This window comes from Actinosynnema sp. NPDC023658 (genome assembly GCF_040639995.1).
Lineage (GTDB): Bacteria > Actinomycetota > Actinomycetes > Mycobacteriales > Pseudonocardiaceae > Actinosynnema.
In genome coordinates this window covers 1-10756 of sequence record NZ_JBFAAX010000183.1, presented here as the reverse complement: position 1 = coordinate 10756, position 10756 = coordinate 1, and the positions used below count along the sequence as shown (strand labels likewise).

The following is a 10756-nucleotide window of genomic DNA, read 5'->3' as shown; positions in this document are numbered from 1 at the left end:
CGTTGACGTAGGAGACCCCGTCGGCCTCGGTCACCAGCACCGCCCGGTGCGCGCCCGGCGTGAAGTCGCGCAACCCGCGCGCCACCGCCTCGGCCGACACGCCGTGCGCGCGGGCCAGCGCCGCTGCGGCCAGGGCGTCCGCGATCCCCGGAGGTCCACCGGGGTGGACGTCCGCGGCCGGCAGCAGCACCACGTCGGAAGGCCCGAACGCCCGGTCGACCAGCTGACCGTCGTGCACGCCGAGCTGGCCTTCCTCGGGCGACCCGAGCGTGAACCCGACGTGCGCGGCCGCCGGCGAGGAGGCCAGCAGGGACGCCACCACCGGGTCGTCCACACCGCCGACGGCGACCTCACCGGTCAGCACACCGGCCTTCGCCCCGGCGTACGCCTCGAACGTGCCGTGCCAGTCCAGGTGGTCCTCGGCCAGGTTCAGCAGCACCCCGGCGAACGGCCGCACGGACGGCGACCAGTGCAGCTGGAAGCTCGACAGCTCCACCGCCAGCACCCGACGCCCGGCCAGCAGCGCGTCCACCACGGGCAGGCCGACGTTGCCGCACGCCACCGCGTCGATGCCGGCCGCGCGCAGGATGGACTCCAGCATCCCGACCGTCGTGGTCTTGCCGTTGGTGCCGGTGACCGCGAGCCACGTCGGCGGGTCGGCCAGTTCGAGGCCCATCCGCCAGGCCAGCTCGACCTCACCGATCACCTCGATGCCGGCCGCCGTCGCCGCCTCCAGCAGCGGGCTGGACGGCCGCCAGCCGGGGCTGGTCACCACCAGCTCGGTCCCCGCGGGCGGTTCGACCAGGCCGGGCAGGAGCGTCACGCCGGGCAGCAGCTGCTCCAGCGCGGCGAGGCGATCCGCCGAGCCGTCGGTCACGGTGACCACGGCTTCGGCCGCCAACAACGCCTCGGCGGCGGACCGGCCGGTCACCCCCGCCCCCGCGACCAGGACGTGACGACCTTCGAGGAATCCCATGGTCAGCTCTCTACCGCGGTCAGCCACTCGCTGTAGAACAGGCCGAGCCCGAGCATGCAGCACATGCCGGCGAGCAACCAGAACCGGATGATCACCGTGGTTTCCGCCCACCCGGCGAGTTCGAAGTGGTGGTGGAACGGCGCCATCCGGAACAACCGCCGCCGTGACGTGCGGAAGATCGCGACCTGGAGCACCACCGACAGCGCCTCGACCACGAACAGGCCGCCGATGACGACCATCAGCAGCTCGGTGCGGGTGGCGATGGACAGGCCGGCGACCAGACCGCCCAGCGCGAGCGAGCCCGTGTCGCCCATGAAGATCTTGGCGGGCGCGGCGTTCCACCACAGGAAGCCGATGCAACCCGCCATCGCGGCGGCGGCCACCAGCGCCAGGTCCAGCGGGTCGCGCACGTCGTAGCAGCCCGCCACGAGCAGGTTCGAGCAGTTGTAGCGGAACTGCCAGAAGCTGATCACCACGTAGGTGCCGAGCACCATCGCGGACGTGCCGCCGGCCAGGCCGTCGAGGCCGTCGGTCAGGTTCACCGCGTTCGACCAGGCGCTGATCGCGGCGTAGCAGAACACCACGAAGCCGACGACGCCGAACGACACCACGGTGATGTCGCGCACGAACGACAGGTTCACCGAGGCGGGCGTGAAGCCCTCCTTGTTCGGGAACTGCATGACCAGGACGGCGAAGATGATCGTGGCGACGAACTGGCCGACGAGCTTCGCGGTCTTGTTCAGGCCCAGGTTGCGCTGCTTGCGGATCTTGATGAAGTCGTCGAGGAAGCCCACGACGCCCAGGGACGTGGTCAGCATGAGCACCAGCAGGCCGGACGCGCTGGGGGTCTGGTCCTGCGCGGACGCCGACATGGAGTTCACCAGGTGCGCGCCGAGGTAACCCGCCCACATCGCGACCAGGATCGCGACGCCACCCATGGTGGGCGTGCCGCGCTTGGTCTTGTGGCTCTGCGGTCCCTCTTCGCGGATCTCCTGACCGAAGCCCTGCCGGGAGAAGATCTTGATCAGGTACGGCGTCAGCATGATCGACGCGAGCAGCGCGATGGCCGCCGCGATGAGAATGCTCTTCACTTGCTGACCGCCTCCAGGAGAGCCTCGGCAACCCGCCACAGGCCGTATGAGTTGGATGCCTTCACCAGGACGACGTCACCGGGCCGCACCTGCTCGCGCAGCAGCTCGACGGCCGCCGTCACGTCGGGCACCAGGATCGCTTCTTCTCCCCATGATCCTTCCAGGTGCGCGCCTTGCTGCATCGCCCGGGCGTCCTGTCCGACCACGACCAGCTTGTTGATGTCCAAGCGGACCGCGAGCCGGCCGATCTCGTCGTGCGCGCGGACCGAGTCCGCGCCCAGTTCGGCCATCGGGCCGAGCACCGCCCAGCTCCGCCGGGCCGGCGTGGTGGCCCGCGAGATGGTGGCCAGCGACTTCAGCGCCGCGCGCACCGACTCCGGGTTGGCGTTGTAGGCGTCGTTGACGATCGTCACGCCGTCAGGACGTTCGGAGACCGCCATGCGGTGCGCGGAGACCCGCTCGGCGGAGCCGAGGCTCTGCGCGATCCCTTCCGGGGTCGCGCCGAGTTCGAGGGCGATCGCGGCGGCGGTGAGGGCGTTGCCGACCTGGTGCGGTCCGTGCACGGCCAGCCGGACGCGCGCCTCGCCCTGCGGCGTGACCAGCGTGAAGCGGGCGCGGGCCTGCTCGTCCAGCTCGACGTCCTGCGCGCGGACCTGCGCGTCGGGGTGCTCACCGACGAGGACGACCTTGGCCTTGGTGCGGTCGGCCATGCCCGCGACGAGCGGGTCGTCGGCGTTGAGGACCGCGATGCCGTCCTCGGGCAGTGCCTCGACCAGCTCGCCCTTGGCCTGGGCGATGCCCTCCCGCGAGCCGAACTCGCCCAGGTGGGCGCTGCCGACGTTCAGCACCGCGCCGACGCGGGGCACGGCGACCCGGCACAGCTCCGCGATGTGCCCGACGCCGCGGGCGCTGAGCTCCAGGACCAGGAAGCGGGTGCTCTCGTCGGCGCGCAACGCCGTCCAGGGGTGGCCCAGTTCGTTGTTGAACGACCCGGGCGGGGCGATCGTCGGCCCGAGCGGCGTGAGCACCTGCGCGATGAGGTCCTTGGTGGACGTCTTGCCGGACGACCCGGTCACGCCGACGACGGTCAGGTGCTCCAGCCGGTCCGTGACGTGCCGGGCGAGCTTGGCCAGCGCGGTCAGCACCGCCGCGCCCGCGCCGTCCGTGTCGCCGGACAGCACGTAGGCGTTGCCCTGGGCCTTGTCGACGGGGGGCGCGATGACGGCGGGCGCGTCGACCTCGCGGCCGGCCAGCACACCGGCCGCGCCCTGGGCGACGGCCTGGGCGGCGAAGTCGTGGCCGTCGACCCGTTCGCCGGGCAGGGCCAGGAACAGGCCGCCGGGGGTCAGTTGGCGGGTGTCGAACTCGACGCTGCCGGTGACCACCTCCGCGCCGGTGGCGTGGTGCAGCCTGCCGCCGACGACCTCGGCGATCTCGGCGAGGGTCAGCTGGATCACCGGGTGGCTCCTCTGATGGCTTCGGTCAGTGCGTCCACGTCGGAGAACGGGTGCACGACGCCCGCGACCTCCTGGCCGGTCTCGTGCCCCTTGCCGGCGACCACGACCACGTCGCCCGTGCGGGCGAGGGACACCGCGTGCTCGATGGCGCGGCGGCGGTCACCGATTTCCACGACCTCGCCGCGCTGGTCGTCGGGCACGGCCAGCGCGCCGTGCAGCATGGCCGCCCGGATCTCCGCCGGGTCCTCGCTGCGCGGGTTGTCGTCGGTCACCACCAGCACGTCGCTGCGCCGGGCCGCCTCCTCGCCCATGAGGGGGCGCTTGGCGGTGTCGCGGTCGCCGCCGCAGCCCAGGACGGTGATGATCCGTCCCGTGGCGCGGGCCCGGACCGCCTGCAGCGCCAGCGCGACGGCGGCCGGCTTGTGGGAGTAGTCCACGACGGCGGTGAAGTCCTGGCCCTCGTCCACGCGCTGCATCCGGCCCGGCACCTGGACGTCCCGCAGGCCCTCGCGGATGGCGTCCGGCCCGACGCCCTGGGAGTGCAGGCAGCCGGCGGCCAGCAGGGCGTTGGCGACGTTGAAGTCACCGGGCAGGCTCAGCTCGACGTCGATCACCACGCCGTCCGGGCCGTGCGCGGTGAACGCCTGCTCGCCGGTGGCGGACACGGTCACGTCGGTGGCCGTCCAGTGCGCGTCCCGGGTGGTCGCGACGGTGACGGTGTGCTCCTTGACCAGGCGCGGACCCCAGTCGCCGTCCACGCAGACCACCTCGGTGCGGGCCCGGCCGTCGAACAGCTCGGCCTTGGTCCGGAAGTAGTCCTCCATGTCCGGGTGGAAGTCCAGGTGGTCCTGGGAGAGGTTGGTGAACGCGCCGACGGAGAAGCCGACGCCGCCGACCCGACCCAGGCGCAGGGCGTGGCTGGAGACCTCCATGACCACGTCCGTGGTGCCGCGTTCCAGCATCACGGCCAGCAACGCCTGGAGGTCGGGGGCCTCGGGGGTGGTCAGGGCGCTGTCGAGCCTGCTGCCCGCGACGCGCGTCTCGACCGTGCCGATGAGCCCGGTGACGCGACCGGCCGCGCGCAACGCCGACTCGATCATGTAGCTGGTGGTGGTCTTGCCGGACGTGCCGGTCACGCCCCACACGGCGAGGCGGGTCGACGGGTAGCCGTAGACGCACGCGGCCAGCAGGCCCAGGACGGCGCGCGGGTCCGCGTGCACCAGCACCGGCACCCCGCGCACCTTCTCCGCGCCCTCGGCGTCGGTCAGCACGGCCACCGCGCCGTTCTCCACGGCCTGTGCGGCGAAGTCGGCGCCGTGCACCCGGGTTCCGGGCAACGCGGCGAACAGGTCGCCGGGCCGCACGTGCTGGGCGCGCAACGTCACGCCGCTGACCAGGACGTGCGCCCGGTCGGGGGCGGTCAGGTGGGCGTCGACGGTCGTGGCGAGCTCGGACACGGCTACGGGCGGGGTGCGGGAAGGGCGAGGCGGAGCGGTCGCGACCTTGCCCTCGAGCTTGGCAGGCACGCGCGGAAGGCTACCGGCGCACGGAGAGTGTTCGTCCGGCACGTCCACTGCGGACCGGCTCACCACCCCGACGCGCACCCGGACCCGCGTGGAATCGCGGAGCGGAGCGGTGCCCGACGTAGGCGCGGATGGGAACCGGCGCGGGCGCAGGCGGGCACCGGCGCGGGCTCGGACGGGCTCCGGTCGCGGCAAAGCCGAGGACACCGGCGTCGGCGTGGGATCCGGCGTCGGCGTGGGCGGGTGGCGGCCCTCAGAGCACCAGCGGCACGACCGGGCTCTGCTCGGGGGACAGCGGGACCTGGTAGCGCTGCGACAGGTACGAGGCGACGTCGTGGAACAGCGGCGCGGCGGACTGGGGGCTCTTGGTCGGGTTGTCGAGCATGATGCCGACCACGAACCTCGGGTTGTCGGCGGGCAGGATGCCCGCGTAGGTGATCCAGTACTGCGAGCTGCTGTAGCAGTCGCACTTCGGGTCGACCTGCTGCGCCGTGCCCGTCTTCCCGCTGATCTGGTAGCCCGGCAGCGCCGCCGGCACGCCCGTCCCGCTCTGCAGGAGCGCGTCCCGGCCCTCGCCCTCCTGCATCACCGCGCGGAACATGTCGCGGACGGTCTTGGCCGTCTGCGGCGACACCACCCGCTCGCCCTCCGGCGGGTCCACCGCCTTGCGGCTGCCGTCGGCCGACACCTCGGCGCGCAGGATCCGCGGCGGGATGCGCAGGCCGTCGTTCGCGATCGCCTGGTACATGCCGGTCATCTGCAGCAGCGTCATGTTGAGGCCTTGGCCGATCGGCAGGTTGCCGAACGTCGAGCCGGACCACTGGTTGAGCGGCGGCACGAAGCCCGGTTCCTCGCCGGGCAGCCCGGACTGGGTCCGCTTGCCCAAGCCGAACTTGTCCAGCATGTCGGCGTACCGGTCCTGGCCGATCTTCTGCGCGGTCATCAACGTGCCCACGTTGGACGACTTGGCGAACACGCCGGTGAACGTCATGTCCAGCGGACCGTGGCGCCACCAGTCACCGATGACCCGGTCGGACACCTTGATGGTGCCGTCGACCCGCAGCACGCTGTCCGGCTGGTAGATGCCGTCCTCGATGGCCGTCGCCGCGGTGACCACCTTGTTCACCGAGCCCGGCTCGAACACCGAGGTGACCGCGAGGTTGCGCAGCTGGTCCTCGGTGGCCTTGCCGAAGTCGTTCGGGTCGAACGTCTTGTCGTTGGCCATCGCGAGGATCTCGCCGGTCCGGACGTCCAGCACGACCGCCGACCCGCTGCGCGCCGCCGTCTTCGCCGTGTAGTCGGTGACCATGCGCTGCAACGCGTACTGCGTGTCCACGTCCAGCGTCAGTTCGAGGCTCTTGCCGGGCGTGGCGGGCGTCAGCTCCCGGGACCGGTCGGGCCCCGGGATGACGACGTTGTCGTTGCCCTGGACGGTGTCCACGACCCGCCGCCCGTTGTTACCGGCGAGCAGGTTGTCCTGCGCGTTCTCCAACCCCAGCAGGCCGTGCGTGGCGGGCGGTTCCGAGTTCTTGCGCCAGTTCGCCGCGCCGATGATGTTCGACGCCAGGTCGCCGTTCGGGTAGACGCGCACGGCCCGGTACTCCGAGCCGATGTCGTGGTACTTCTCCGTGATGACGGCGGCCTTGCCCGGGTCGACGTTGTCGACCAGCTCCACGTACGTGGTGTCCCGCGACAGCTTGGCCAGGACGGAGTCCCGGTCGGTCTTCTGCCCGGACACCTCCTTGCCGAGCGTCTGCTCGACGGTCGAGGCGATGGCGGCGATGCGGTCCTCGAAGCTGCCGATCTCCGGGTTGGCCTTCAGCGCCGCCGCCCAGTCCTCGCGCATCCTGTTCGGCATGGCGTAGAGGGCGCGCGCTTCCACGCTGAACGCCAACTGGTTGCCGTTGCGGTCCAGGATCGAGCCGCGCGCGGCCAGGATGTCGATGGGCGTGGCGCGCTGCTTCTCGGCCTGCGCGGACAGCGCCTCCGCCTGGAACCCCTGCACCTGCACCAGCTTGACGCCCGCGATGAGCAACGCGCCCACCAGCAGCAACCGCCCCACCGCGAGGCGGACCCGGCTGTTGCCACCGCGCCGTCGCCCGGGAGCGGGCCCCCGGACGGACAACGGGCGTCGGGCGGGCCTGCCCCTGCTGGGCCCCGGCATCACTGACCTCCTGGTACCGGCTGTTCCGCGGTCTGCTGCGCGCCCTGGCCCTGCGCGGGTGGCGGCTGGCCGCCCGCCTGGGTCTGCCCCTGGGCCGGCGGCTGGTCCGCGGTCTGCTGTGGCGGGTTCGTCGACGGCGACGGTGACGAAGGCGGGGGCGAGGAGGACGACGTCGGCGGCGGGGGCGGCTCGACCGCCGACGGCGTGCCGTACACCTCGACCGACCCGTCCGGGAGCTGCCGCAACCGGGCCGGGTCGCCCGCGGGCACCAGGCCCTGCTTCGTCGCGGCGTCGGCCAGGCTCGGCGGCGACTCGGCCAGCGCGACGTCCCGCCGCAGCTGGTCGACCTGCCGGGCGAGCCTGGTCTCCTCGGCCCGCGCGTCCTGCAACCGGTACGAGTCCGCCGTCGCCTGCGTCGACAGCCACATGATCGCCGCGATGCCGACGCCGAGCACGATCATGACCATCACCACGAACGGCGCCTTGGGCGCCACCACGGGCTGACGGGTCACCGCCCGGCCGCGGCCCGACGGGCGTAGGCGCGTTCCACCGCGGCCGAACGACGGCGTTCCCCGGGCACCGCCTTCAGCGAGCGCTCACGGGGCTTGGCCGGTCTGGCCGAGGACGACGCACCGCCGCCGGTGCGTGCCGGTGCGGTCACGTCGCCTCCCGGATGCGTTCCGCCGCTCTCAGCCGCACCGAGGCGGCCCTGGGGTTCTGCTCGATCTCCTGCTCGTTCGCCTGCTCCGCGCCCCTGGTCACCAGCTTCAGCTGGGGGCCGTGGCCGGGCAGCTCGACCGGCAGGTCCTGCGGTGACGTGGAGGTGGCCAGCGCGGTGAACGCCCGCTTGACCATCCGGTCCTCCAGCGACTGGTAGGACTCCACGACGATCCGCCCGCCGACGGCCAGCACCGACAGCGCGGCGGGCAGCGCCAGGCGCAGCGACTCCAGCTCCTCGTTCACCTCGATGCGCAGCGCCTGGAACGTCCGCTTCGCCGGGTGGCCGCCCGTCCTGCGGGTGGCCGCCGGCACCACGTCGTACAGCAGCTCGACCAGCCTGCCGCTGGTGGTGAACGGCTCGCGCTCCCGTTCCCGCGCCACGGCGCCGGCGATCTTGCGGGCGAACCGCTCCTCGCCGTAGTCGCGCAGGATCCGGGTCAGCTCGTCCACCGGGTAGGTGTTCAGCACGTCGGCCGCCGTCGGCCCGGTGCCCGCGCTCATCCGCATGTCCAGCGGCGCGTCCTTGGAGTAGGCGAACCCGCGCTCCTCGGCGTCCAGCTGGAGCGAGGACACCCCGAGGTCCATCAGGATCCCGTCGACCGGCGTGCCGCCGACCGCCTCGACGATCCCGTCGTAGGTGGTCTGCACGAACCGGACGCGGTCACCGAACGGCGCCAACCGCCGCCGCGACAGCTCGATGGCCTGCGGGTCGCGGTCCAGCCCGATCAGCCGCACCTTCGGGTGCGCCTTCAGCACCGCCTCCGAGTGCCCGCCCAGACCCAGCGTGCAGTCGACGAACACGGCGTCCCGATCGGCCAACGCGGGGGCCAACAGGTCCAGGACGCGGTCGAGCAGCACCGGCACGTGTCGCGCCTGCTCCACCCTGTCCCCTCCCTCGATGGTCGCCCCTCTCAACAAACGGAAATTCGGGTGTCGTCAGGTCCCCGCCCGCCCGTCGGACCTGGCGCCGGGGAAGGTGCGCCAGGGCCGAAAGCCGAGCGGACCGAGGCCTCACGGCACCCGAAACCTCGAAACAAACGGCCGATCCAGCCGATCTAGAAGACGCCGGGCAGCACCTCCTCGCGAGCCGTGGCGTAGCTGTCCTCGTGCTCCTCGAGGTAGCGCTGCCAGGCCTGCGCGTCCCAGATCTCCAGCCGGTTGATCGCGCCGATGACCACGCACTCCTTGGTCAACCCCGCGTACCGCCGCAGCTCCGGTGCGATCGACACCCGGCCCTGGCCGTCCGGCCGCTGCTCGTCGGTACCGGCGAACAGGTAGCGCTGGTAGGCGCGGACCGCCTCGTTGGTGAACGGAGCCTCCGCCACCTTGCGCGCCATCTGCTCGAACTCGGCCCGGGGGAACACGTAGAGGCAGTGGTCCTGGCCCTTGGTGACCATCAGACCCCCCGCTAGCGCGTCCCGGAACTTCGCAGGCAGCGTCAGTCGGCCCTTGTCGTCCAGCCTCGGGTAGTGCGTGCCCAGGAACACGGCGCCCACCTCCCGACGCCGGAAGCGTCACTTCCGACCGGCAGTGGAGCCCCCGTCTGCCCCACCGGCCGCCACAGTACCCCACTTTTCACCACAGTCAACGCTGAAACGGGTGGTCGCACGGGACGCGCCGGAGCGTTTACGCAGGTAGAACGAAGATGGCCGGGGTGGAGGGCGGTGGGGGACGCGAGCGGTGACCACCTCGCCGGGTGAGCGGATCCGGCCAGAAGTCCACCCGGATGGCGCAGCAAATCCGGGCAAAACCGGTTCACTCGGGAGGGTGGTGGGGAATCGTGGTGGGCAGCGGTGAACCGGTCGGGTCGCGGGGCCGTGGTATCCGTCGCCACGAGAATGTTCAATCGGTGTGGGGCGCTTAGCCCTGGTTTGACACACTGCGTGAAACGCTCACCGCCACCGCGAACCGGTCGCGGGAGGGCCGCGCCCTGCTCCAGGAGGTCGAGTGACTCCGAGTACCCAGCCAGCCGCGCTGCCAGAGAACTCCTACGGGGGCAGTGGAGCGCCCGCGGTCAACCACGTGAGCACCACGAGCCAACCGCAGGCCCGGCCCGAAGAAGGACTCGCGGAGCTGCACGCCGCCGTCGGCCGGATCGCCGCCAACGTGGAGAGGGTCATCGTCGGCAAGCCCGACGTCGTCCGGGTCGCGCTGGTCACCCTGCTGGCCGAGGGGCACCTCCTGGTCGAGGACGTTCCGGGGGTGGGCAAGACCTCGCTGGCCAAGGCGCTCGCCCGGTCGATCGACTGCACCGTGAGCCGCATCCAGTTCACGCCGGACCTGCTGCCCAGCGACATCACCGGTGTGTCGATCTACAACCGGCAGGACAACGACTTCGAGTTCCGCCCCGGCCCGGTGTTCGCGAACATCGTGGTGGGCGACGAGATCAACCGCGCCTCGCCGAAGACCCAGTCGGCGCTGCTGGAGTGCATGGAGGAGCACCAGGTCACGGTCGACGGGCAGACCTACCCGCTCGGCGCCCCGTTCATGGTGATCGCCACGCAGAACCCGATCGAGATGGAGGGCACCTACGCCCTGCCCGAGGCCCAGCGCGACCGGTTCACCGCGCGGGTCTCCATCGGCTACCCCGACCCGCAGGCCGAGCTGGCGATGGTGGACGAGCACGCGGGCCACGACCCGATGGCCGACCTGCGGCCGGTGTCCGACGCCGAGCAGGTGCTCAGGCTGGTGCACGTGGTGCGGCGGGTGCACCTGTCGCCGGAGATCCGCCGGTACGCGGTGGAGCTGGTCGGCGCCACCCGGGGCGGAGATCTCTGCCGCTTACGAGCGGACGGGCTACAACAAGCCGTTCATGGAGCGCTACG

General features: G+C 72.0%; 10 protein-coding genes. 1 reads left to right on the top strand and 9 read right to left on the bottom strand.

Features of this window, described 5'->3' with window-relative positions:
- From murD to mraZ, 9 genes are all read right to left on the bottom strand, one after another.
- Positions 1–976 (bottom strand): UDP-N-acetylmuramoyl-L-alanine--D-glutamate ligase (murD, locus tag AB0G02_RS19710; protein WP_360796250.1); only part of this gene is annotated, 976 nt, incomplete at its 3' end.
- A 2-nt stretch (positions 977–978) separates the two neighbouring features.
- On the bottom strand, positions 979–2067 hold the full coding sequence (gene mraY / locus AB0G02_RS19705; protein WP_360796247.1) for a phospho-N-acetylmuramoyl-pentapeptide-transferase: 1089 nt from the start codon (positions 2065–2067) through the stop codon (positions 979–981).
- Positions 2064–3524 carry a UDP-N-acetylmuramoyl-tripeptide--D-alanyl-D-alanine ligase gene (gene murF, locus AB0G02_RS19700; protein WP_360796244.1) on the bottom strand — a complete coding sequence of 487 codons (1461 nt, stop codon included), beginning with the start codon at positions 3522–3524 and terminating at the stop codon, positions 2064–2066. Before murF ends, mraY begins: the two co-directional genes overlap by 4 nt.
- Positions 3521–5050: a UDP-N-acetylmuramoyl-L-alanyl-D-glutamate--2,6-diaminopimelate ligase gene (locus AB0G02_RS19695; protein WP_360796240.1), complete on the bottom strand. Its 1530-nt coding sequence runs from the start codon at positions 5048–5050 to the stop codon at positions 3521–3523. The genes murF and AB0G02_RS19695 overlap by 4 nt, the downstream gene beginning before the upstream one ends.
- 250 nt (positions 5051–5300) lie before the next feature.
- The gene (locus AB0G02_RS19690) at positions 5301–7109 is read right to left on the bottom strand and encodes a penicillin-binding protein 2 (protein ID WP_360796237.1); all 1809 of its coding nucleotides are present in this window, start codon (positions 7107–7109) and stop codon (positions 5301–5303) included.
- A 101-nt stretch (positions 7110–7210) separates the two neighbouring features.
- The gene (locus AB0G02_RS19685; RefSeq protein ID WP_360796234.1) at positions 7211–7723 is read right to left on the bottom strand and encodes a hypothetical protein; all 513 of its coding nucleotides are present in this window, start codon (positions 7721–7723) and stop codon (positions 7211–7213) included.
- Positions 7720–7872 carry a hypothetical protein gene (locus AB0G02_RS19680; RefSeq protein WP_360796231.1) on the bottom strand — a complete coding sequence of 51 codons (153 nt, stop codon included), beginning with the start codon at positions 7870–7872 and terminating at the stop codon, positions 7720–7722. Before AB0G02_RS19680 ends, AB0G02_RS19685 begins: the two co-directional genes overlap by 4 nt.
- Positions 7869–8813, bottom strand: coding sequence for a 16S rRNA (cytosine(1402)-N(4))-methyltransferase RsmH (gene rsmH / locus AB0G02_RS19675; RefSeq protein ID WP_360796228.1), 945 nt, complete (start codon positions 8811–8813; stop codon positions 7869–7871). Before rsmH ends, AB0G02_RS19680 begins: the two co-directional genes overlap by 4 nt.
- Positions 8814–8986: 173 nt before the next feature.
- Positions 8987–9418 (bottom strand): division/cell wall cluster transcriptional repressor MraZ, encoded by a 432-nt coding sequence (mraZ, locus tag AB0G02_RS19670; protein ID WP_073899631.1) that lies wholly within the window; start codon positions 9416–9418, stop codon positions 8987–8989.
- A gap of 586 nt (positions 9419–10004) precedes the next feature.
- Here mraZ and AB0G02_RS19665 point away from each other — a divergent pair.
- The coding region (locus AB0G02_RS19665) for an AAA family ATPase (RefSeq protein WP_360796253.1) at positions 10005–10756 on the top strand (752 nt) is incomplete at its 3' end.